This is a genomic window from Adlercreutzia sp. DFI.6.23, from assembly GCF_024462535.1.
Classification (GTDB): domain Bacteria; phylum Actinomycetota; class Coriobacteriia; order Coriobacteriales; family Eggerthellaceae; genus Adlercreutzia; species Adlercreutzia rubneri.
Genome location: NZ_JANGBP010000575.1, coordinates 1 through 297 on the forward strand (window position 1 = coordinate 1; position 297 = coordinate 297).

The window sequence follows — 297 nt, forward strand, 5'->3', positions numbered from 1 at the left end:
GGTGGCGTGAAAGGCCGTGTCAAAGACGGCGACCTGGGGTGTGCTTGGCATGAGCGCGGCCATCATATCGATGCAGGCGTCAGCCGGCGGGTTGTGCAGCGGCGCCAGCTCCTCACACAGCTCAAGTTTCTCGCGGGCCGGCCCGTCGATGATGACGGACTTGGTGAAGTACTCGCTGCCGGCCACGATGCGGTTGCCGATGGCGTCAATTTGCGAAAGGTCGCTGATGGGACTCTCCGGATCGTCCACCAGCGCTTCCAAAAGTTTCTTCAGGCACTCGGCTACCGTCATATCCGC

The 297-nt window shown here is 62.0% G+C and carries 1 pseudogene; it reads right to left on the reverse strand.

What is annotated here, in order from left to right:
• Positions 1-297: pseudogene (locus NE591_RS14650) on the reverse strand (acetate kinase); the annotation flags it as partial.